The 20,742-nt window shown below is 44.8% G+C and carries 20 protein-coding genes and 9 tRNA genes; 10 read left to right on the top strand and 19 right to left on the bottom strand.

The features are described from left to right. Positions 1-186: 186 nt before the first annotated feature. Entirely contained in the window at positions 187-1,593 is a 1,407-nt protein-coding gene (locus tag AACU59_RS10195) for a basic amino acid/polyamine antiporter (protein WP_094144478.1), read from the top strand. A 97-nt stretch (positions 1,594-1,690) separates the two neighbouring features. Here the strand turns inward: AACU59_RS10195 and ispB are convergent, their stop codons facing one another. Further along, positions 1,691-2,662, bottom strand: a complete 972-nt coding sequence (gene ispB / locus AACU59_RS10190) for an octaprenyl diphosphate synthase (protein ID WP_017047084.1) — start codon at positions 2,660-2,662, stop codon at positions 1,691-1,693. Between the two features lie 272 nt (positions 2,663-2,934). Here ispB and rplU point away from each other — a divergent pair, with 272 nt between their 5' ends. The 6 genes from rplU to folA all read left to right on the top strand — a co-directional run bounded on the left by rplU (position 2,935) and on the right by folA (position 6,799). Beyond that, complete coding sequence (gene rplU / locus AACU59_RS10185) at positions 2,935-3,246, top strand: 50S ribosomal protein L21 (protein ID WP_010320620.1); 312 nt, start codon at positions 2,935-2,937, stop codon at positions 3,244-3,246. Between the two features lie 21 nt (positions 3,247-3,267). Continuing rightward, entirely contained in the window at positions 3,268-3,525 is a 258-nt protein-coding gene (rpmA, locus tag AACU59_RS10180; protein ID WP_010320621.1) for a 50S ribosomal protein L27, read from the top strand. Positions 3,526-3,746: 221 nt separating this feature from the next. Then, a complete protein-coding gene (cgtA, locus tag AACU59_RS10175) occupies positions 3,747-4,919 on the top strand; it encodes an Obg family GTPase CgtA (RefSeq protein WP_010320622.1) in 1,173 nt (390 codons plus the stop codon). A gap of 116 nt (positions 4,920-5,035) precedes the next feature. Then, complete coding sequence (locus tag AACU59_RS10170; RefSeq protein ID WP_013857840.1) at positions 5,036-5,797, top strand: threonine/serine exporter family protein; 762 nt, start codon at positions 5,036-5,038, stop codon at positions 5,795-5,797. After that, the gene (locus AACU59_RS10165; RefSeq protein WP_013857839.1) at positions 5,785-6,273 is read left to right on the top strand and encodes a threonine/serine exporter family protein; all 489 of its coding nucleotides are present in this window, start codon (positions 5,785-5,787) and stop codon (positions 6,271-6,273) included. The genes AACU59_RS10170 and AACU59_RS10165 overlap by 13 nt, the downstream gene beginning before the upstream one ends. A gap of 43 nt (positions 6,274-6,316) precedes the next feature. Next, a complete protein-coding gene (folA, locus tag AACU59_RS10160; RefSeq protein WP_094133413.1) occupies positions 6,317-6,799 on the top strand; it encodes a type 3 dihydrofolate reductase in 483 nt (160 codons plus the stop codon). Positions 6,800-6,845: 46 nt separating this feature from the next. On the opposite strand, the gene apaH is transcribed toward folA, so the two are convergent. The 6 genes from apaH to lptD are packed head-to-tail and all read right to left on the bottom strand — an operon-like array spanning position 6,846 to position 13,628. Beyond that, a complete protein-coding gene (apaH, locus tag AACU59_RS10155; RefSeq protein WP_013857837.1) occupies positions 6,846-7,661 on the bottom strand; it encodes a bis(5'-nucleosyl)-tetraphosphatase (symmetrical) ApaH in 816 nt (271 codons plus the stop codon). Positions 7,662-7,672: 11 nt separating this feature from the next. Beyond that, the gene (apaG, locus tag AACU59_RS10150; protein WP_094144477.1) at positions 7,673-8,053 is read right to left on the bottom strand and encodes a Co2+/Mg2+ efflux protein ApaG; all 381 of its coding nucleotides are present in this window, start codon (positions 8,051-8,053) and stop codon (positions 7,673-7,675) included. A 60-nt stretch (positions 8,054-8,113) separates the two neighbouring features. Beyond that, positions 8,114-8,920: a 16S rRNA (adenine(1518)-N(6)/adenine(1519)-N(6))-dimethyltransferase RsmA gene (gene rsmA / locus AACU59_RS10145; RefSeq protein WP_013857835.1), complete on the bottom strand. Its 807-nt coding sequence runs from the start codon at positions 8,918-8,920 to the stop codon at positions 8,114-8,116. A gap of 13 nt (positions 8,921-8,933) precedes the next feature. Then, complete coding sequence (gene pdxA, locus AACU59_RS10140; RefSeq protein ID WP_094144476.1) at positions 8,934-9,926, bottom strand: 4-hydroxythreonine-4-phosphate dehydrogenase PdxA; 993 nt, start codon at positions 9,924-9,926, stop codon at positions 8,934-8,936. Further along, complete coding sequence (surA, locus tag AACU59_RS10135; RefSeq protein ID WP_094144475.1) at positions 9,916-11,211, bottom strand: peptidylprolyl isomerase SurA; 1,296 nt, start codon at positions 11,209-11,211, stop codon at positions 9,916-9,918. Before surA ends, pdxA begins: the two co-directional genes overlap by 11 nt. Positions 11,212-11,267: 56 nt before the next feature. Continuing rightward, complete coding sequence (gene lptD, locus AACU59_RS10130; RefSeq protein WP_161437743.1) at positions 11,268-13,628, bottom strand: LPS assembly protein LptD; 2,361 nt, start codon at positions 13,626-13,628, stop codon at positions 11,268-11,270. Positions 13,629-13,777: 149 nt separating this feature from the next. Here lptD and djlA point away from each other — a divergent pair, with 149 nt between their 5' ends. Then, on the top strand, positions 13,778-14,632 hold the full coding sequence (djlA, locus tag AACU59_RS10125; protein WP_094145839.1) for a co-chaperone DjlA: 855 nt from the start codon (positions 13,778-13,780) through the stop codon (positions 14,630-14,632). Between the two features lie 121 nt (positions 14,633-14,753). Here the strand turns inward: djlA and AACU59_RS10120 are convergent. The 12 genes from AACU59_RS10120 to mutY form a co-directional block, all read right to left on the bottom strand. After that, a tRNA-Asn gene (locus AACU59_RS10120) sits at positions 14,754-14,829 on the bottom strand. A 31-nt stretch (positions 14,830-14,860) separates the two neighbouring features. Then, a tRNA-Thr gene (locus AACU59_RS10115) sits at positions 14,861-14,936 on the bottom strand. Positions 14,937-14,970: 34 nt separating this feature from the next. Beyond that, positions 14,971-15,046 (bottom strand) — tRNA-Asn (locus AACU59_RS10110). A gap of 15 nt (positions 15,047-15,061) precedes the next feature. Beyond that, positions 15,062-15,137 (bottom strand) — tRNA-Thr (locus AACU59_RS10105). A gap of 55 nt (positions 15,138-15,192) precedes the next feature. Continuing rightward, positions 15,193-15,268 (bottom strand) — tRNA-Phe (locus AACU59_RS10100). A 386-nt stretch (positions 15,269-15,654) separates the two neighbouring features. Then, positions 15,655-15,730 (bottom strand) — tRNA-Asn (locus tag AACU59_RS10095). 36 nt (positions 15,731-15,766) lie between these two features. Next, a tRNA-Phe gene (locus AACU59_RS10090) sits at positions 15,767-15,842 on the bottom strand. Between the two features lie 6 nt (positions 15,843-15,848). Further along, positions 15,849-15,924 (bottom strand) — tRNA-Thr (locus AACU59_RS10085). A 55-nt stretch (positions 15,925-15,979) separates the two neighbouring features. After that, positions 15,980-16,055, bottom strand: a tRNA-Phe gene (locus tag AACU59_RS10080). 106 nt (positions 16,056-16,161) lie between these two features. Then, entirely contained in the window at positions 16,162-17,292 is a 1,131-nt protein-coding gene (gene mltC, locus AACU59_RS10075; protein WP_161437742.1) for a membrane-bound lytic murein transglycosylase MltC, read from the bottom strand. 78 nt (positions 17,293-17,370) lie between these two features. Then, positions 17,371-17,643, bottom strand: coding sequence for an oxidative damage protection protein (locus AACU59_RS10070; RefSeq protein ID WP_010320634.1), 273 nt, complete (start codon positions 17,641-17,643; stop codon positions 17,371-17,373). Positions 17,644-17,664: 21 nt separating this feature from the next. Continuing rightward, positions 17,665-18,720: an A/G-specific adenine glycosylase gene (mutY, locus tag AACU59_RS10065; RefSeq protein ID WP_013857828.1), complete on the bottom strand. Its 1,056-nt coding sequence runs from the start codon at positions 18,718-18,720 to the stop codon at positions 17,665-17,667. Positions 18,721-18,895: 175 nt separating this feature from the next. Between mutY and trmB the strand changes: the two genes are divergently transcribed. Then, a complete protein-coding gene (trmB, locus tag AACU59_RS10060; protein ID WP_094145147.1) occupies positions 18,896-19,615 on the top strand; it encodes a tRNA (guanosine(46)-N7)-methyltransferase TrmB in 720 nt (239 codons plus the stop codon). A gap of 143 nt (positions 19,616-19,758) precedes the next feature. Beyond that, the gene (gene glsB / locus AACU59_RS10055) at positions 19,759-20,679 is read left to right on the top strand and encodes a glutaminase B (protein WP_094145146.1); all 921 of its coding nucleotides are present in this window, start codon (positions 19,759-19,761) and stop codon (positions 20,677-20,679) included. Positions 20,680-20,742: the final 63 nt, after the last annotated feature.

Below are 20,742 nucleotides of genomic sequence, written 5' to 3'. Positions count from 1 at the left end.
GGTTTTTTTTACTGAGTAGTGCATTATTTTCGTCGTGAACTTACAAACTTTTTGATCCCTAGCAATGAATTTGACTATTGACTCACTATCTCAGTGACCGCGATCACATAGGGATTGATGTCTGGTAAATATGTTCTCTAAAATAGCGCCTTCCTCTAATGTGTAAACACTCACTGGATAGTTCCCATGGATAATAAGCTTGGTTTGGGCTCACTGACAGCACTGGTCATTGGTTCAATGATTGGCGCTGGTGTTTTTAGCCTGCCACAAAACATGGCCTCAGTCGCCAGCCCTTTGGCGGTAATGATCGGTTGGGGGATCACTGGCGTTGGTATGATCTTTCTCGCGCTCTCTTTTCAACAACTTGCCATCCATAAACCTCATATTAATAGTGGCGTATTTGGTTTTGCTCGAGAAGGATTTGGTGACTTTGCGGGTTTTTGTTCCGCATGGGGTTACTGGTTTAGCGCCATGGTGGCTAATGTCTCTTATCTGGTAATTGTTTTTAGTACCTTAGGCATGCTGTTTGATACACCAGATAACGTGATGTTTGGGGCGGGCAATACGTGGCTTTCCATTGGGAGTGCATCGGTATTACTTTGGTTGGTGCATGCGTTGGTCAAAAAAGGAGTACAAACGGCCGCATTCATTAATCTGATTACCACCTTTGCTAAAATGATCCCTCTAGTGTTGTTCATCATTTGTGCCGCTTTTGCTTTTTCTTGGGAAAAATTCACATTGGATTTTACAGGCTTACATTTCGGTGTTGGCCATGATCTGCTGGATCAAATAAAAAGCACCATGTTGATCACGGTATGGGTGTTCATCGGAATAGAGGGAGCGGTTGTTGTGTCAAGCCGCGCTCGCCACCGTGCTGATATCGGTAAAGCGACTATTCTCGGTTTGCTTACGGCGTTGACCATTTATGTATTGGTCACCTTATTGTCGATGGGCGTGATTAAACCGGTTGAATTGGCGCAATATCAGAACCCTTCAATGGCCAAAGTGCTGACGACTATTCTTGGTCCTTGGGGCGAGTACATTATCGGTGTTGGATTAATTATTTCGGTGTGCGGTGCTTTTCTTAGCTGGACGGTCCTGGCCTCCGAAGCGCCATTTTTATGTGCTAGAGATAAGATGTTTCCTGCCATCTATGCCCAGCAAAACGAAGCGGGGAGCCCAGTAAAAGCGTTAACTCTAACCAATATTTGCATTCAGGTCTCACTGATTCTGGTGATGTACGCAGGCAGTACCTACGATACGCTGCTGATCTTCGCTTCAGAAATGATCCTTGTTCCCTATTTTTTGATCGGCGCCTTTACGTTAAAGATCGCGATTGAACAGAAGAATAAAGGCAAACTTCTGGTAATAGGTTCTTGTGCCACCATTTATGGAATTTGGCTTTTGTATGCCTCTGGTTTGCACTATTTGATGCTCTCCGCGCTACTCTACTTACCTGGGCTCTATTTCTACATGAAAGCCAAACGAGAGCAGGGCATTCATCCTTTTCAAGGCAAAGAAAAGTTAGGAGCTTGTGCTTTAACGATCGTGGCTGTTTTTGCATTTGGCATGATTTGGCAAGGCGGGTTTTAAATAACGCTTAGAATCAAAAAGAGCCTCAATTGAGGCTCTTTTTGTAGCGGTGCATTTCTAGGCAAAGGTCGATTCTTCGTCCAAGCTAGCTGCTGTTCTACTTTGTCCTATTCACAGCCATATGAGCTAGAGCTATCAGGGCTTGTTTATATTCACTTTCTGGCAGGATAGACAGCTCATTGATCGCTTTATCGGCTTCTTCGAGCGCTTTGTTGGTTGTGTATTCAAGCGAGCCTGTCTGTTTCATTGCCGCTAGAATTGCATCCAGCTGTTCCATGCCATTGGCTTTTTCGATGGCCTCACGGATCATCTCTTTTTGTTCGGGTGTACCATGCTGCATTGCGTACAATAGAGGAAGTGTTGGTTTGCCTTCCGCTAAATCATCGCCCACATTTTTGCCCATTTCACTGCCATCAGAGGTGTAATCCATCACGTCATCAATGAGCTGGAAAGCCGTGCCAAGGTATTTACCATAGTTCTGTAATGCTGTTTCAATTTCAGGAGAAGCGTTACTTAATATCGCGCCAATCTGGGTCGCTGCTTCAAACAAACGCGCCGTTTTCGAGTAGATCACCTGTAGGTAATTTTCCTCGGTAGTGTTTGGATCATTACAGTTCATCAATTGTTGCACTTCGCCTTCAGCGATAACGTTCACCGCATCGCTCATCAGCTCAAGGATCCTTAACGATCCTAGTGTAGTCATCATTTGGAAGGAACGCGTGTAGATGAAATCCCCCACTAACACGCTCGCTGCATTGCCAAATGCCGCGTTCGCTGTTGCCTTGCCACGGCGCATATCTGATTCATCGACAACGTCGTCATGCAGCAAGGTTGCCGTGTGGAGGAATTCAATAAATGCAGCGGCAGTCGTGTGCGCTTCACCTTGATAACCAAGGGCTCGAGCCGACAAAATAGCCAGCAAAGGACGCAGACGTTTCCCACCTCCGCTGACGATGTAGAATCCTAATTGATTGATTAAAGATACATCAGAGTTGAGCTGAGCTTGAATCGTTTCATTCACTTTTGCCATGTCATCGGCAGTAAGCGTTTGGATAGCTTTAAAATCCATGGTTAATCCGGCTGAAGTTAGAACCTATAAGGTGTTGTGTTCTTCTATAATTCTCGAATAATACACTAAAAAACGTTGATTAATACAAGGCTTAAAGGCATGATTGCGCCACTTTTCATTGGCGATTAGCTTTTCGCCAATTTTTTCAAAATATGGCTTGTCTTGGGGTACTCATTCGCGTAGAATCTGCGCCCTATTGATGATTAGTTTAGCGCACACCCAAATTGCTCAAATAAAAAGCATACGGCTGTGCGGAAAGAGCGGAGTAAAATATGTACGCTGTTTTCCAATCTGGTGGTAAACAACACCGTGTAAGCGAAGGTCAAACTCTTCGTTTAGAGAAATTAGACGTTGAAACTGGTGCAACTGTTGAATTTGATAAAGTTCTACTAGTTGCTAACGGTGAGCAAATCACTGTTGGGGCACCTCTTGTTGAAGGCGGTAAAATTACTGCTGAAGTAGTACAACACGGTCGTGGCGATAAAGTTAAAATCGTTAAGTTCCGTCGTCGTAAACACTCTCGTAAACAACAAGGCCACCGTCAGTGGTTCACTGAAGTGAAAATCACTGGCATCAACGCTTAAGTAATTTAGGAGAGTTTAACAATGGCACACAAAAAAGCTGGCGGTTCTACTCGTAACGGCCGCGATTCAGAAAGCAAACGTCTTGGTGTTAAGCGTTTCGGTGGTGAATCTGTTCTTGCAGGTAACATCATCGTTCGTCAACGTGGTACTAAGTTCCACGCAGGCACTAACGTTGGTATCGGTAAAGACCATACTCTTTTCGCTCTTACTGAAGGTAAAGTGAAATTTGAAGTTAAAGGTCCTAAAAACCGTAAATTTGTTAGCATCGACGCTGAATAAATTTATACCTAACTGAACTCAAAAGCCCTGCCGTTACGGTGGGGTTTTTTATTTATCAGCCGAACAGAAAAGAAGACACTCTAATCACTAGAGTTTCTCCTTATGTGTTCCAATTGTGGATAAAACGAAGGATGATCACGGTCGATCCTGAATGTGTATCTGCTAGAATTTATATCATTGTGTGACAATGATATCGCAACGCAAAGAGCGTGGAGTAACAAATGAAATTCGTTGATGAAGCGATAATTAAAGTCGAAGCGGGTGATGGCGGTAACGGTGTCGTGAGCTTTTGGCGTGAAAAATTCGTGACGAAAGGCGGCCCTGATGGCGGCGATGGCGGCGATGGTGGCGACGTTTATATCCAAGCCGATGAAAACTTAAATACCTTGGTTGATTACCGATTCCAACGCTTTTACGCTGCTGAGCGCGGCCAAAATGGTGGCGGTGCTAACTGTACAGGTAAGCGCGGTAAAGACATTACTTTGAAGGTGCCTGTCGGGACTCGAGCGGTTGACATTCACACCAATGAAGTTGTGGGTGAAGTTGCAGAGCATGGCAAAAAAGTGATGGTCGCTAAAGGTGGCTGGCATGGTTTAGGTAATGCTCGCTTTAAGTCATCCGTTAACCGTGCACCACGCCAAAAAACCATGGGTAAAAAAGGTGAGGTGCGCGAATTACGCCTTGAGCTTTTACTGTTAGCTGACGTGGGTATGCTTGGCTTGCCGAATGCGGGTAAATCAACCTTTATTCGTTCTGTTTCAGCAGCGAAGCCAAAAGTCGCTGATTACCCCTTCACTACGCTGATCCCAAGTTTGGGTGTCGTGAGTGTGGTTCCTGAGAAAAGTTTCGTGATCGCTGATATTCCGGGCTTGATTGAAGGCGCGGCCGATGGTGCTGGTTTAGGTATTCGCTTCTTAAAGCACTTAGAACGTTGCCGAGTGTTGCTGCATATGATCGACATTCTTCCTATTGATCAAAGTGATCCTGCGCAAAATGCGCTGACCATCTTTGATGAGCTAGAGCAATACAGTGAAAAAGTGTCACAAAAACCTTGTTGGTTGGTGTTCAACAAAGTTGATCTGATGCTTGAAGAAGAAGCCGATGAAAAGATCCAAGAGATCTTAGATGCGCTGGCTTGGGAAGGGCGATACTTCAAAATTTCGGCAGTAAACCAACAAGGTACGGCGGATTTGTGCCGTGAGTTGGCTGACTATATGGAAACGTTACCTCGTGAGCAGGAAGAGCTCAGTGAAGCTCAGAAAGTCGATTTCATGTGGGATGATTACCATAAAGATGAGATGAACAGCCAAAATGTGATCACTGAAGATGGTGATGACTGGGATGATTGGGACGACGAAGAAGATGACGGTCACGTTATCTATGTTCGTGATTAATTTTCCTGAATTGATTGAGCCGCAATAATTATTGCGGCTTTTTTATAGCTAAATCATATTTAAAGCACCCAATTTCGGGCACACTATTGGGCTTTTAGGACGTTCGGAAAGGAATCATGACATCCAAACAGAGGCTTGTTTCTCGATTGATCGCCCAAGCTGGGCAAATGTTGTTGGCTCATGGTGCGGAAAGTACACTGGTGGGCGATATTATGCGTCGCATGGGAGCGGCGTGTGGCATGAGTGAAGTGGAAGTATCGCTCTCGGCGAGTTCACTTGTGCTAACCACGGTTTACGATGGCCATTGCATTACGACTGCGCGCCGTTGTCCTGATCGTGGGATCAATATGCGGGTAGTGACGCAAGTCCAGCGCATCTGCATCATGATGGAAAAAGGGATTTTAGATTATTCCCTTGCGCAGAAAAAACTCAATCAGATCAGCCCTGAACGCTACAACCGTTGGTTGGTTGTGGTGATGATTGGTCTTTCTTGTGCTGCATTTGCTCGTTTAGCTGGCGGAGATTGGACTGTGTTTACGATGACGTTCATTGCTTCTGCGGCGGGTATGATTGTGCGCCAAGAGATTGGGCATCGCCAATTTAATCCGCTCGTCAACTTTACGGTGACCTCATTTGTTACTTCGATCATTTCAGCGCAAGCTATCATCTACCAACTAGGCAATAAACCAACCATTGTGATGGCTTCTTCTGTACTGATGTTAGTCCCCGGTTTTCCTTTAATTAATGCGGTCGCGGATATGCTTAAAGGTTATATCAATATGGGTATTGCCCGTTTTGTGATGGCAAGTTTGCTTACGTTGGCAACGAGTTTAGGCATCGTTGCGGCGATGAGCGTGACGGGTGTATGGGGGTGGTAGCGATGGATTGGATGAATTTATTACTCGGTTTAGCCAATGATATGTTTTTTGCTGCAATCCCAGCCGTTGGTTTTGCTTTGGTGTTTAATGTTCCTGTACCAGCCCTAAAATATTGTGCGTTAGGTGGTGCGATTGGTCATGGCTCACGTTACTTAATGATGCAATTTGGAATTCCCATTGAGTGGGCGACTTTTTTTGCTGCAACTATCGTTGGAATGATTGGCGTGCGTTGGTCGCGTAAATTTTTAGCTCACCCTAAAGTGTTTACGGTAGCGGCTTTGATCCCAATGGTTCCCGGGGTTTTTGCCTTTAAAGCGATGATTGCAATGGTTGAAATTAACCATCTTGGTTTTACGCCAGAGCTGCTGGCGATACTGATGGATAATTTTTTAAAAGCGATGTTTATTATCGCGGGCTTAGCGGTTGGCCTTGCGGTGCCGGGTTTGTTATTCTATCGGCGCAAACCCATAGTGTAAGGGCATGGGCTATCTTTCGTGATGACACTTTAGGATCTTATTTATGATCATCAGCATGATTGCCGCGATGGCAGACAATCGGATTATTGGTAAAGACAATCAAATGCCATGGCATTTACCGGCAGATTTTGCATGGTTTAAACGCTGTACGTTGGGCAAACCAGTGATCATGGGGCGAAAAACTTATGAGTCTATTGGTCGTCCGTTACCTGGTCGCCATAATATCGTGATCAGTCGTGATGCTTCATTGGCAATTGATGGGGTGAGTATTGTCTCTTCGATTGAAGAAGCCATTGAGGTTGCGGGTCATGTGGATGAAGTGATGATCATTGGTGGCGGCTCTATCTATCAAGCCTGTATGCCACAGGCCAATAAACTATACCTCACCTTTATTGACTTAAATATTGAGGGAGATACGCAATTTCCCGAGTGGGGGAGTGAGTGGCAAGAAGTTCATCGTGAAATGTATCAAGCGGATGACAAAAATGCTCACAACATGCAGTTTGTGGTTTTTGATAAGCAATAGAGGATTTCGGATCGATATTAAGCAACGATCCGGATCTTTTTATTCGTTAGCCTTTATGGGTTAACGCTGGTTGAGTGAAGTAGTGTTTATCTTCCCAGCGTAGCATGGTCAAACATCCTCCCCACACACAGCCAGTATCAAGCCCTATCACTTCGTCGCTGCGGTAACCTTCTAACGCAGCCCAGTGGCCAAAGAGGACTGTTTTATCGAGTTTAAGGCGTTTGGGTAGGGCAAACCACGGTAACAATTCTTCATCTTTTATTTCTTGAGGGGGAAGTTTGCACGCCATATCAAGACGCCCATCAGCAAAGCAAAAACGCATCCGAGTATAGGCATTGATGGTATAGCGATAGCGGTCAATCCCTTCTAGCTTCGAGCTCCACATATCAGGTGTGTTGCTGTACATCTGCTCGATAAGCCAACGCCAACGATCACTTTGCAAAATACTTTCGACTTCTTTTGCTGCTTGACGTGCAGTTTCAAGATCCCACAGAGGAGAAATCCCCGCATGGCACATAACAAAGTCAGCATGTTCAGCGAGGAGCGGTTGATGGCGCAACCAAGTGAGCAGCTCTGTTGCATCGTTCGCTTGTAATATGGGTAAGGTTTTATCACGAGGTTTACATGGGTGGATGCCCAGCGAGACGGCCAGTAGGTGAAGATCGTGATTGCCTAGAACGATACGCGCCGAACTACCCAATTGTTTGATAAAACGTAGCGTTTCTAGAGATTTAGGGCCTCTTGCTACTAAGTCGCCAGCTACCCACAGTGTGTCTTGTTGTGGTTGGAATTGCACTTGAGCCAATAAACACTGTAGTTCGTCAAAACAGCCTTGAATGTCGCCGACAATATAGTTCGCCACGGCTACCTCTTTTAATTTAAAACATTAGGAATAGCGAGACGAAAAGGCTCAATTTCAACAATAAATTCAGCGTCCGCTTCATCTAACATAATGTAATGACCTTGCATAACACCGACTGGCGTTTCCAACGCCGTACCACTGTTATAGCGGTACTCATCATTGGGCAAGATAATCGGTTGTTCCCCGACCACGCCATCACCTTCCACAGATATCTGTTTGCCATTCGCATCGGTAATTAACCAACGGCGGCTCATCAGCTGTACCTGCTGGTTGCTGAGATTACGGATGGTGATCACATAGGCAAAGATATAGCGGTGTAAATCGGGATTGGACTGCTCGGGGAGATACTGGGTATGGACTTGGATTTTGATACAAGGTTCAGAGATATCCATGTTAACTCCTTGTTTTTATAGATGAGCGATAGACATTGGCCGTTTATCGCTCAATCGTTATTAGGCGTGATGAGCGTCTAACCAGTTTGCCATAGCAACAAACTGTTCAAGTGTTAGGTTTTCCGGGCGCATGCCAGGGTTGACCCCAAGTTCTTCTAGCGTTTCCACCTCAATCAAACCTTTGTAGCAGTTGCGTACGGTTTTACGACGTTGGTTAAAACCATCTCGGCAGACACGCTCTAACCATTTCATGTTTGTCGTTGGATGCGGCAGTACTTCATAAGGCACCAAACGCACCACGGCTGAATCAACTTTCGGTGGCGGCACAAAAGCCGTTGGCGGAACTTCTAACACAGGAACCACTTTGCAGAAATACTGCGTCATAACCGTTAAGCGCCCGTAAGCTTTACTGCCGGGACCGGCAGCTAAACGGTTGACCACTTCTTTTTGCAGCATGAAGTGCATATCTTGAATATCTTTATGGAATTCAAATAAGTGGAACATTAATGGCGTTGAAATGTTGTATGGCAAGTTGCCGAAAATGCGCAGTTTATTATTCGGCTTCACCAACTGCGTAAAGTCAAAGCGCATCGCATCGCCTTCGTGAATCGTCAATTTACTCGATAATTCTGGGTGGTTGCGCAGGCGCTCAGCTAAGTCACGGTCTAGCTCAATAACAGTGAATTTATCCACTTCGCGGCCGACTGGCTCAGTTATCGCTCCAAGACCGGGGCCGATCTCAACCAAATTTTGTCCCGGACGAGGGTTAATCGCAGAGACGATGCCATCAATAATGTATGGATCGTTTAGGAAGTTTTGACCAAAACGTTTACGCGCTTTGTGCCCTAAGTGGACATCATTTCTCATAGTTTTCTCGAAATTAATTAGGTTTCTTTTCTACCAAGTCAATCGCGTAGGCGAGTGCTGTTCTAAAGCTCCCTGTATCCGCAAGCCCTTTCCCTGCCAATTCGAGTGCGGTGCCATGATCGACCGATGTTCTTATAAAGGGTAGACCAAGAGTAATATTTACTGAACGACCAAAGCCTTTGTACTTTAATACGGGTAGGACTTGGTCGTGATACATGCCTAAAACAGCATCGGCATCTTGCAAGTATTTGTCATTGAAGATGGTGTCGGCTGGTAGTGGGCCAATCAAATTAATGCCATCTTGCTGACGAATTTTTTCTAGTGTTGGAGTGATGGTTTCTATCTCTTCACGGCCCAGACAGCCATCTTCTCCCGCGTGTGGGTTTAAACCACACACATAAATTTTGGGTTGAGCAATGGCAAATTTTTCCACCAAATCTTTATGCAAAATAGTGATGATTTTTTCTAACCGCTCGACCGTTACTGCCTGTGATACATAAGCCAGTGGAATATGTGTTGTCACTAGCGCGACTCTCAACCCTTCTGTTGCGAGCATCATAACCACCAGTGGAGTATTAGATTTTTCAGCAAAGAATTCAGTGTGGCCGCTAAATGCAACGCCAGCTCGGTTGATCACCCCCTTGTGCACAGGGCCGGTGACAATAGCATCAAATTCATCATTCATACAGCCTAAAGCGGCTCTTTCTAATGTATTTAATACATAATGTCCATTGGCTTCATTCAGTTTCCCCGTTATCACCGGTGCGCCGAGGGGAATATGATCCACTACTAACCGTCCCGCTTGCTGTGGTTTTGGTGCGGAGGTGACTAAGTAGTCTTCCAATATAACGTCAATATTGAGCTCTTTAGCGCGCTCTGCAAGCAAGCTTTTGTCCGCGCATACCACCAGTTGATGTGCCCAATCTTCTTTTGATAAGGCCAGCACCAAATCTGGGCCAATACCCGCGGGCTCGCCAGCGGTAACCACGATGCGTTTAATTGTCATCTTGGTTGTCCTGTATAATTTCGACAAAGGCACTGGCACGCATTTCTTGTAGCCATGCGCTGGCTTCTTCATTGAATTTTCTATTAAAAAGAATGCGATAAGCTTTGTTTTTCAGTGCGGAGTCGGTGCGGTCGACTTCACGGCGATCAAGCACTTCGACAATATGCCAACCATGAACGGTTTTAAAGGGTTCGCTGATTTGCCCAACCGATAATGTTTCGATTTGATGTTGAAACTCCGGCACGTACAGATCCGGTGTTTGATAACCCAATTCGCCATTTTGCGCCGCAGAGCCGGGATCTTGGCTGTATTGCTGCGCCAATTCACCAAAGGTCGCTTCACCTGCCTTAATGCGACGAATGAAGTCATGTAGCTCTTTTTGTACGCCGTCATCGCTTAAAATAACCGTGGGTTTGATTAAAATATGGCGTGCATTAACTTCCGTGACCGCGACGGTTTCTAATCCTTTGACGTCATCAATTTTAAGAATGTGGAAACCGACGCCACTGCGAAATGGCCCAATAATAGAGCCTTTGTTTTGCATTTTGATTTGGTCGGCAAAAATTGTCGGCATTTCTTCTTTGCGCATCCAGCCCCAATCACCACCTTGCAGCGCTTTCGGACCTTTTGAATAGGTATAAGCCATGGTGCTGAAATCCGCTCCTTGGTTGAGTTTTTCGACTAAGGTTTTGGCTTGCTGTTCTACTGCGGCCTTATCTTGAGTGTCGTCAACACGCAGTTGGATGTGGCTGATTTTATATTGCACCGTTGCATTGGTTTCTTGCGCAAGAATATTGGCTAAGTTGTCCACTTCGTCCGGTAATATATTGATCCGGCGACGAACTAAAGCATTGCGCGCTTCACTTGCTGCAATTTCTTTACGTACTTGTTCGCGGAATTCCGCATAAGTCAGCCCTTCAGCAGTAACAGAAGCGTTAAGCTGTTCTAGGGTTTGATTATTGTTTTTCGCGATGTCGGCGATCGCGTCACTGAGTCGGTTATCGTCAATGCGAACGCCAATGCGTTGTGCTTCTTGTTGCTGAATGGTATCAATAATCAATTTTTCAACCACTTGCTCACGCAGCACAGTCTCTTCGGGTAGCGTTTGACCATTTTTCTTTGCATTAATGGTCAAGGTTTTTAATGCACCATCAATGTCACTCTGTAAAATAACGCCACTATTGACGATGACGGCGACGCGATCGAGCTCAACAGGAGTAGCGGATGCGGTGTTTAGGCTTAATGTTGCCATCAATCCAATCAGTGTGTGTTTCCACAATTTCATTTGTAGTCCTATCAAAATGAGCAAGGGCCTTTACGCTTAAGCAAAGGCCGAATAAATTAGTTGTTTAGGAAAAATGGACGACCATAACTTAATGAATTTCCAGCGCTGTCTACGCCCGTCATTCCGGAACCTGCACCAATCGTGGTGCCAAAACCGACAATACCAAAGTTCAAACTAAAGTTATTTTCGTAGAGTGGCGTAGCATTAGGGTCAGTAACAAAATCACCATCCCATTTCCGCAGTTGATTACTATAAGTAAAACCAATATACCAACAATCTGAGGTGTAGCTTAGGTTAGCCAGCCACTCCAGGCTATTTTCCGTGGTTAAATCGTAGAAGTACTGTCCGCGGGCATTCCATTTTTTAGAGATCTTGTAGCGAGCCAGCAAACCTACTTGAGATATCCCGTCTTTTGTTATTCCACTGGTATTAAAGTCAACGGTGTTTTCTATATAGTCTTTAGTTACATAGCGATAGTTAGTTTGAATATAGCTAGAGCCAACCCGATACTCTAGAGTGCTGTTGGCGAGCTGCATCGTACTGCTGTCTATGTCGTACTGAACCCCGCCATGGTAGAAGAGTAAATCATCATAGTTGAAATCCATTTCGACGGCCCAAGCCGAGTAGTTGGAGTTAGTGTCTAAATTCTCAGTCTCATTGGGTGAGGAGTTCTTGAGATTTTTTTTGAGGTAAAAAATCTGACCAAAAGAGATGTTTAAACGCTCTTTATACTGATCGTCGAAAAACCGTGAAGAGGCACCGTAGCTGATCTGATTTGCTGGGGCAATATAATCGACTCCGCTATACTTACGGCTGCGGAATAAACCATAGTAATCGGTTTGTAGTAATGTAGTATCGTACAGCCCGATATTGCGCTGATCTTCTCTCGGTACGTACATGTATTGAATCTGCGGCTCAAGTGTTTGCGTATAATTATCAAACAGAACCGTATCTCTCTCTAGCACCAAACCAGCATGAGTTCTAAATTCCGGAATGATGCGTGAAACGCTCTCTTTTAGGTCTTTATAGTTATCCGAATTGAGGTCAACACCGTTGAGGTCTTGTTGGTAATAAGTACCAAGCACTCGCGCTTCGGTTGTCCAAGTGCCCCAGGTGTTACTGAGAGGAATAGTAAAGCCCGGTTCAATGTGCGCTCGGGTGGCTGCAGGTTTTCCTCTTGCATCGGTTTCAAAACGCGATAGATGGCTCACCATATCAAAGTTCAAATACGGTAATAATTCGGGCGCATAGTAATTAAACGCAATCTGTGGCATCAAGCGATAGGGTTGGTTGGTGCTAGTTTTGTCTTCTGTAAGCAGCTGAAAGTCGCGAACCAGTATCGATGAATCCCAATTGTGGGTCCGGTAGGTGGCTTTACCTTCTTGGATAAGCTGACCATCTTCTCGGTTACCGATACCTGAGTCTAAATCACTAAAGTAGCTAATGTCACTGACTTGAGAGTAGTCAATTTCAAACTTCCAAGCTTGGTTGAAAATACCACTGTGTTGGTATTGGAAGCCCCAGCGGCTGCCCTTTTCCGGATGTTTTTGATCATCAGGTAAATATTCAGATTTAATGTTACCTGTACCAAAATCATTCAGATAACGGAATTCACTGTTTAATTGCGTACCGCGTTCTTGCATATATTTAAAGGTCGTTTCTAGGTCATAGTTTGGCGCTAAGTTCCAATAAATAGGTACTTGGGCTTCAAAACCATCGCTAGAACCGTAAGAAACGGTAGGGTATAAAAATCCCGTTTTACGTGTGTCGCCAATCGGCACCGTAAGAAATGGCAGATAAAAAATCGGAATATTTTGAATCTCGAAGCGCGGATTATAAAAAGTGGCTTGCTCTTCATTTTGGTCAATATCAATGCTGGATGCTTTCAATCGCCATGCATTATTGCCTTCAGGGCAAGAGGTAATCGAACCATCTTCTATCTCATAAACGGCCTTACCCGTTTTGGAAATATACACAGCTTCACCGCGGCCGGGTTCACACAAAAATTGATATTTTGTGTTCTCTAATGTCATTAAATCCGTATTAAGATTGTTGGTTGCTTTATCAGAAATGGTCCTTACTTCACCGTCACTGAAGTTGACATTACCTTGCGCAACCACAATATTATCTTTCTGATGCAGGGTAACGGTATCCGCTAGAATGCGTTTTTTACCTTGAACAACGACCACATTGCCTGAGTAGTTTGCGCGTTCACCGTTCACGGCTTCTAGCGTATCAGCCTCAACATTAATCGGTTGCTGACTTGAGTTTTCTGCTTCAGGTTCGTTGATCAAACATTGATCTATAGCGGGCATTTCCTGCACACTATTGTCTAACATAGCTTCTGCTTGAGTCTGTGGCACAAAAAGAGCTGCGCTAATTGAAGCGGCTAACAAGGTGCGGGAAAAACATGACATCGAGTTGTACTATCCTGTTTGAACTTGATTGATTCGGAAGATGGATGGCCGAATGTAAAATAAAACGTTTCTTATCATAAAGGAAATTGAAGCTCCCGGCACTATCAGACCGCTTTACTCCTGAAAAATTCATAGATTGAGAGCACATAATGCATATTTTTGGCAAAATTCTTGGCGCTTTTTTTGGCTTCTTATTTGGAGGACCGTTTGGCGCATTTTTTGGTTTGTTTCTCGGGCATCAATTTGATAAAGCTCGTCGTTTGAATCAAGCGGGGTTTAAAACTAGCTCATTTGGTTCTGGACCAAGCCAAACCGAGCGACAAGACGAATTTTTTAAAGCCGCTTTCGCGGTCATGGGCCATGTTGCTAAATCGAAAGGGCAAGTCACCAAAGAAGAGATCCAGCTAGCTACCATCATGATGGAGCGTATGAACTTACATGGTGAGCAACGTAAAGCGGCTCAAGATGCGTTTCGTGAGGGGAAAGAGAGTGGCTTTCCTTTAGAGGAAGTGTTGGAGCGTGTGCGCCTTTCGACGGGTGGACGCTTTGACTTGTTGCAATTTTTCCTCGAATTGCAAATATCAGCCGCGTTTGCCGATGGGGATGTTCATCCTAGCGAGCGCAATGTACTGCACAAAATCGCTCGTAGTTTAGGTTTCTCATCCGATCAACTGGAAAGACGCTTGCGTATGCAAGAAGCGGCCTTTCGTTTTCAACAAGGCGGAAATTTTGGTGGCCAACAACAAGGCTACCAGCAATCTGGGCAGTGGCAACAAGCCGCGCAAGCTGAACGCCTCACTGATGCTTACGATGTGTTAGGCGTGAGTGAAGATGCGGATGCTAAAGAGATTAAACGTGCCTATCGCAAATTGATGAATGAGCATCACCCAGATAAATTGATGGCCAAAGGCTTACCACCAGAGATGATGAACGTTGCGAAAGAAAAATCGCAAGAGATCCAAAATGCGTACGATTTGATTAAGAAAGAGAAGGGTTTTAAGTAACCGGCTATCGTGAATTACCGCGAACGTTCCAATCGATTGAGCTGGTGCAAACTGGCTCTTTTTATTATGAGCATACGCAAGACACAAAAAAAGCCAAGTTTGAAAACTTGGCTTTAGAAAGTGGCTCCCCCTGCAAGACTTGAACTTGCGACATACGGATTAACAGTCCGCCGTTCTACCGACTGAACTAAGGGGGAACAGAATGTTTGCTTATCTTATGCAGATAAATGGTGCCGACTACCGGAATCGAACTGGTGACCTACTGATTACAAGTCAGTTGCTCTACCTACTGAGCTAAGTCGGCGCCGAATCAATAAGCAATGCTCATTGATGAAAAGTGGCTCCCCCTGCAAGACTTGAACTTGCGACATACGGATTAACAGTCCGCCGTTCTACCGACTGAACTAAGGGGGAACAGGTTTTAAAGAATGGTGCCGACTACCGGAGTCGAACTGGTGACCTACTGATTACAAGTCAGTTGCTCTACCTACTGAGCTAAGTCGGCACATTTTTATCTTTAATTTTATTGTCTGTGCTAGGCACCAACAATTTAGAAACTGTGGTGCCCGGAGGCGGAATCGAACCACCGACACGAGGATTTTCAATCCTCTGCTCTACCGACTGAGCTATCCGGGCGACGGGGTGTATTAAAAGGTTTTTCGCATTTAACGTCAACAGTAAAATGCAAAAAAAATGTCGTTTGTTGTTTTTCTATACTTAGTGACTCGTTTTTGCCCATTTTCGTTAAAAATTAGTGTCAGATTAGATAGGGAAAGAGGCGTTGAAAAGAAAATAGGAGCTTTGAATGGAGCAAATAGCGAATAAAAGCGCGTTGAAAAACACACGTTTATCCGCTTGGTTACACTAAAGGAGCAAACTCACCAGACTGGTTTTAGTTTTTGACGGAAAATGGACTGACCCATAATTCAATCGTTGTAGAGGTAATCGCTGTAGAGGTAGAGGGGATTGGATAAATATGACAGGTAATAAAAAAGCCAAGTCGTTAGACTTGGCTTTAAAAGTGGCTCCCCCTGCAAGACTTGAACTTGCGACATACGGATTAACAGTCCGCCGTTCTACCGACTGAACTAAGGGGGAATTATCTGTGTAAGTCTAAGACTTCGCACCAAATAATGGTGCCTCGAGGCGGAATCGAACCACCGACACGAGGATTTTCAATCCTCTGCTCTACCGACTGAGCTATCGAGGCAATAAATGGTGCCGACTACCGGAATCGAACTGGTGACCTACTGATTACAAGTCAGTTGCTCTACCTACTGAGCTAAGTCGGCGCACTTTATTTATTGCTTGCTGCTACTTTAACAAAAGCACCAACAATTTAATTTGTGGTGCCCGGAGGCGGAATCGAACCACCGACACGAGGATTTTCAATCCTCTGCTCTACCGACTGAGCTATCCGGGCAACGGAGCGCTATTAAACGGATTTTCCCTTCAATCGTCAACTGCTTTTTGGAAATATTTTGAAAAAACGGTTTGTTTGCTGCGAATTTAGACAAAGCTGCGCTTTTTTATCCACCTGCGTTAAATTCCTTTTTGAATTTTGTTACTTTTTCTAAGTACCTTCTCGATTCAGCATTAGGGTGTTTTTGGGTCAGCGCCCAATAGACTTGATTGGGTTGCAGTGAATTTAAGTCCCTCATCGCTCGTTTCCTATCTTTGCTAAAGGTATTCAGTACTCCTCCTGTGCCGCCGTTGTAGGCCGAAATCATACTGTATTCGAGTGACGTTGGATGGCTGACCTCTTTGAGGTAGCGGTTTTTCAGAATATAAAAATAGGCCGTTCCCGTATCAATATTTTTTTCGGGATCAAACAGATATTCAGGGCTGGGCTCACCAGATTTATTTTTGACCAGTTTAAAAACATCTCGACCTGCGGTTTTAGGAACCACTTGCATCAAGCCATACGCATTGGCCCAACTGACGGCGTAGGGGTTAAAGCTACTTTCAGTTTTTATGATCGCGTAGATCAGATCTTCGGGAATGTTATATTTTTTCGAGGCTCGGTGCACGATGTCGGCGTATTTATAACCTCGTTTAGAGGCATGATCCGCTACCATAGGAATTTCCACATAGTAGGCTTTTTTGAAATCAACGTTCTTAACTTTTAATTTATTTTCAATAAGATAATCAGCAAATCGATTCGCGCGCCAACCCCACTGGATCGGTTGTTTATCTTGATCAAGCACTTGGTTGTACAAAAATGGCTGACCATTCAATTCGATATTTTGTGAAGAGAAAAGGTCAACGTGTGCGGGATCATCAGGCGTGAGCAAGGTGGTAATAATGGCATTGCGCAGATGTTTTTTGGGGTCAGTTGGGGAAACTGTTTCGATAATAATGGTTCCCGTGGAGAAATTGACTTCGGAACGACTCAGGTAATTATCGATGTATTTTACATAGTTGCTTTTACCGGCGACTTTGATCTCTTTACTGCCCCAACGTTTCTCAATGTTGCCAGAAAAACTGCCGATCAGTGCATCTAAGGCGGCGGTATCTTTGACAAATTGCCCGGGTAATTGCGCTAAGTTTTTGGCAAAACGGTTGGTCGGCTCATAGTCGACGCTGTATATGCGTTCAACTAATTCTCGGCTACAACCGGCCAGTAGCATTGCAATAAAAAAGTAAGTCAGCTTTCTCATTATCTTCCCAATACAAAAATGACATCAGAGCGTTTACCATGATGTCATTGATTATCCTCGAAATAAATAAGGTATCTCTTATTTGCTTGGTGGCGTGTAACCTTCGATATGGACCTCTTTTCCTTCAAATAGGAAGTTGGTCATTTCGGTTTCCAGCAATTTACGATGTTCAGGGTCCATCATATTGAGTTTTTTCTCGTTGATCAGCATGGTTTGCTTATGCTGCCATTGTGCCCAAGCCTCTTTTGAGATGTTGTCAAAAATACGTTTACCCAATTCACCTGGGTACAGTTGAAAATCCAAACCGTCGGCTTCTTTATTTAGTCGAGCACAAAATACAGTGCGGCTCATGGTCACTTCCTCTTCGGTGTTTTAAGGGTTAATTTCAAATGGAAGGCTTTCTAGCAACTGTTTTACAGGAGCGGCTAAGCCGATTTGTTCCGGTTGGGCTAAGTTATACCAAAGACCTTTGCTTGCTTCCATGATGATGTTCGGTTGTTGAGATAACTCCACCAAGATCGGTGTGATCTCTAAATGATAATGGCTAAACGTGTGGCGAAAAGCGATGAGTGGGCGAATAGAGCGGATAGCGCTCTCTTTGATGGCTCTGTGATCAAGTTGATCTTCGATGGCGCTATTGGGGTTTTCAGGGAAGCAAAATAATCCACCCCAAATTCCACTTTGAGGGCGTTGTTCTAACCATACTTGATGGTTATGGTGCAGCATCACAAACCAGGTTTGTTTGGTTGGTTTGTCTGTTTTTGGTTTTTTGCCCGGATAATCGAGTGGGTTATTTTGTTTATTGGCGATGCAAAAAGATTCAACTGGGCAGAGCGTGCATTTCGGTTTGCTGCGTGTGCAGACCATCGCCCCCATATCCATCATGGCTTGGTTATATTTATCAACATCTTGCGCTGGCGTATTTTGTTCGGCATGTTGCCACAACTGAGTTTCAACCTTTTTTTGCCCCGGCCAGCCTTCGACAGCAAAACAGCGAGCTAAAGTACGCTTTACGTTACCATCTAAAATGGCGTGCGGCTGCTTATAAACCGAAGAAAGCACCGCCGCAGCGGTTGATCGGCCAATACCCGGTAGAGCATTCATCTGTTCGATATCAAGGGGAAACTCACCGCCATATTCGCTGGCCACTATTTTGGCTGCTTTGTGTAGATTGCGCGCACGTGCGTAATAACCAAGGCCGGTCCATAGGTGCAGTACCTCGTCTTGTTCTGCATTGGCCAAATCAATCACGGTTGGAAAGCGTTGCATGAAGCGTTCGAAATAAGGGATTACCGTGGCGACTTGAGTTTGTTGGAGCATAATTTCCGACAGCCAAACGCTGTAGGCCGTTTTGTTTTGTTGCCACGGCAAATGTTTGCGCCCATAGGCGTCATACCATTTTAAAATGGCGTTAGCGAAAGGTGTCACGACAGGCTCTTTGGTTTATAGTTTTAGTGGAGCAAAATTGCACCACATAAATGTGACGTTGTAAAACGGACAAATTGTGTGGATTTATCCAACAAGTTTATTTCGATAACACTTGCACCGAGAATAATTCTTTGGATAATCCCCGCTTTGATTAATCAATGTGCAGGCAAGATCAATGAGTGAAGTAACCACCAACGAATATACCGAAGAAGGCAAAATACTGCGTCGAATCCGTAGTTTCGTTCGTCGTGAGGGTCGATTAACCAAAGGCCAAGAAGCGGCAATGAATGAATGTTGGCCAACAATGGGTATTGATTTCCAGCCACAATTGCTCGATTGGGCGGCGGTTTTTGGTAACGATAACCCGGTGGTTTTAGAAATCGGTTTTGGTATGGGCGCTTCATTAGTTGAAATGGCTAAAAATGCACCGCAAAAAAACTTCTTTGGTATTGAAGTGCATAGCCCAGGTGTTGGCGCCTGTTTGTCAGCCGCTCGTGATGCTGGCGTGACTAATTTACGCGTGATGTGCCATGATGCAGTGGAAGTATTTGAACACATGATCCCTGATGGCAGCCTGCATACACTGCAACTGTTCTTCCCTGATCCTTGGCATAAAAAACGTCACCATAAGCGCCGTATTGTGCAGTTAGAATTTGCGGAAATGGTGCGTCAAAAACTAAAAATGAAAGAGGGCATCTTTCATATGGCGACGGACTGGGAAAACTACGCTGAGCATATGATTGAAGTGATGAATCAAGCGCCGGGATTTGCCAATATTGCCGTAGAAGGTGACTATATTCCTCGTCCTGAAGAGCGTCCTTTGACTAAATTTGAAGCGCGTGGTCACCGTTTAGGTCATGGTGTGTGGGATATCAAATATAAACGCACCGCGTAACGACTCACTTTTGTTGCTGCAACAAAATTAGCGATTAAAGAAAAGCCAACATTGTTGTAATGTTGGCTTTTTCGGCCTTAGCGCCCTACGAAAATCATTATAAAAATAGAGAAAAACATTTCTCACCCGAGGTAAGGTCACCCATGAAGCTAACACCCAATCTGCTTGCTGATATTTTGTGTGAGGTTCACCCACTGATCGGCAAAGGAAAAGTCGCCGATTACATTCCTGCTTTAGCCAAAGTACCGAATAACAAGCTGGCGATCGCGGTTTACACCAATCAAGGTGAAGTGATTTCGGCTGGAGATGCCACGGAAGGATTCTCAATTCAATCCATCTCTAAAGCCTTGAGCTTAACGCTCGCTATGATGCTCTATAAACCAGAAGAGCTATGGCTTCGTGTCGGAAAAGAGCCTTCAGGCCAAGCGTTTAATTCAATGATCCAGCTTGAAATGGAGCAGGGCATTCCGCGTAACCCTTTTATCAATGCTGGAGCTATTGTGGTGGCGGATATGCTGCATAGCCGTTTATCAGCCCCTCGGCAGCGCTTACTGGAGTTTGTACGTCAGTTGTCGGGTGAAGAGGGCATCGTATACGACAAAGTGGTAGCGGCTTCAGAAATGATGCACAGCGATCGCAATGCTGCCATCGCCTATTTGATGCGATCGTTTGGTAATTTCGATAATGACGTTATCCCGGTGCTGCACAACTATTTTCACGCTTGTTCACTTAAAATGAGCTGTGTTCAATTAGCGAAAACCTTCAGTTATCTGGCGAATAAAGGGGTGTCCGTGCATACCAAGGAAGCGATAGTAACGCCGACACAAAGTAAGCAGATCAATGCCTTATTGGCGACTTGCGGTTTGTATGATGGCGCAGGAGAGTTCGCTTATCGTGTTGGCATGCCGGGTAAATCGGGCGTAGGTGGCGGTATTATTGCTGTTGTTCCTGGGGAGATGACGATTGCGGTTTGGTCGCCAGAGCTTGATGCGTCAGGTAATTCTTTAGCGGGCACTAAGATGTTAGAACTCTTGGCTGAGCGTATTGGTCGCTCTATCTTTTAAGTTCAATATTCTCTGACAGCCCGTGCTTTTGGCAAAAGATTGGCTACCGATTAGGTTAGCCAA

Source organism: Vibrio sp. V23_P3S9T160 (assembly GCF_963886625.1).
GTDB lineage: Bacteria > Pseudomonadota > Gammaproteobacteria > Enterobacterales > Vibrionaceae > Vibrio > Vibrio anguillarum.
The sequence above is the reverse complement of the archived record's forward strand: the minus strand, read 5'-3'. Positions and strand labels throughout refer to the sequence as shown.

Bases quoted from the DNA above. Each gene is read 5' to 3' on its own strand.
- glsB (WP_094145146.1), top strand. From the start codon at position 19,759: ATGAAGCTAACACCCAATCTGCTTGCTGATATTTTGTGTGAGGTTCAC.
- apaG (WP_094144477.1), bottom strand. From the start codon at position 8,053: ATGGATATCTCTGAACCTTGTATCAAAATCCAAGTCCATACCCAGTAT.
- cgtA (WP_010320622.1), top strand. From the start codon at position 3,747: ATGAAATTCGTTGATGAAGCGATAATTAAAGTCGAAGCGGGTGATGGC.
- surA (WP_094144475.1), bottom strand. From the start codon at position 11,211: ATGAAATTGTGGAAACACACACTGATTGGATTGATGGCAACATTAAGC.
- AACU59_RS10170 (WP_013857840.1), top strand. From the start codon at position 5,036: ATGACATCCAAACAGAGGCTTGTTTCTCGATTGATCGCCCAAGCTGGG.
- pdxA (WP_094144476.1), bottom strand. From the start codon at position 9,926: ATGACAATTAAACGCATCGTGGTTACCGCTGGCGAGCCCGCGGGTATT.
- rsmA (WP_013857835.1), bottom strand. From the start codon at position 8,920: ATGAGAAATGATGTCCACTTAGGGCACAAAGCGCGTAAACGTTTTGGT.
- rplU (WP_010320620.1), top strand. From the start codon at position 2,935: ATGTACGCTGTTTTCCAATCTGGTGGTAAACAACACCGTGTAAGCGAA.
- djlA (WP_094145839.1), top strand. From the start codon at position 13,778: ATGCATATTTTTGGCAAAATTCTTGGCGCTTTTTTTGGCTTCTTATTT.
- rpmA (WP_010320621.1), top strand. From the start codon at position 3,268: ATGGCACACAAAAAAGCTGGCGGTTCTACTCGTAACGGCCGCGATTCA.
- AACU59_RS10165 (WP_013857839.1), top strand. From the start codon at position 5,785: ATGGGGGTGGTAGCGATGGATTGGATGAATTTATTACTCGGTTTAGCC.
- lptD (WP_161437743.1), bottom strand. From the start codon at position 13,628: ATGTCATGTTTTTCCCGCACCTTGTTAGCCGCTTCAATTAGCGCAGCT.
- AACU59_RS10070 (WP_010320634.1), bottom strand. From the start codon at position 17,643: ATGAGCCGCACTGTATTTTGTGCTCGACTAAATAAAGAAGCCGACGGT.
- trmB (WP_094145147.1), top strand. From the start codon at position 18,896: ATGAGTGAAGTAACCACCAACGAATATACCGAAGAAGGCAAAATACTG.
- AACU59_RS10195 (WP_094144478.1), top strand. From the start codon at position 187: ATGGATAATAAGCTTGGTTTGGGCTCACTGACAGCACTGGTCATTGGT.
- folA (WP_094133413.1), top strand. From the start codon at position 6,317: ATGATCATCAGCATGATTGCCGCGATGGCAGACAATCGGATTATTGGT.
- mltC (WP_161437742.1), bottom strand. From the start codon at position 17,292: ATGAGAAAGCTGACTTACTTTTTTATTGCAATGCTACTGGCCGGTTGT.
- ispB (WP_017047084.1), bottom strand. From the start codon at position 2,662: ATGGATTTTAAAGCTATCCAAACGCTTACTGCCGATGACATGGCAAAA.